Origin of the sequence: Erythrobacter sp. HI0063 (genome assembly GCF_001635685.1) — a bacterium.
Lineage (GTDB): Bacteria > Pseudomonadota > Alphaproteobacteria > Sphingomonadales > Sphingomonadaceae > Qipengyuania.
On sequence record NZ_LWFF01000195.1, the window covers coordinates 1 to 256 of the forward strand.

At 49.2% G+C, this 256-nt stretch carries 1 protein-coding gene; it reads right to left on the reverse strand.

The window, feature by feature from the left end; translation table 11 throughout:
• Positions 1-256, reverse strand: a 256-nt coding sequence (locus A3736_RS17890) for a hypothetical protein (protein WP_233999287.1), incomplete at both ends; no start/stop codon positions are given.

The following is a 256-nucleotide window of genomic DNA, read 5'->3' on the forward strand; positions in this document are numbered from 1 at the left end:
TACCATGGAAGAAGCCTGGCACCGGCATAAGCACTTGCAAGCGATGACAAACTACTGGTGTCATTGCAGGTTGAGAGGACAGTCAATTGTGATGGTGCTGTCAGTTCCATTTCGGCAACTCGATCGATGGCATCAAGCAAAGCGTAAAAAACGCCTCGGTCGATCCCAACCCAATGGCCGTCTAACATCTGCCAGACTAGGAACTTCCGAGGTTTGAAAGGGTAGAAGGAATAACCGAATTCATCGAAAAGGGTCC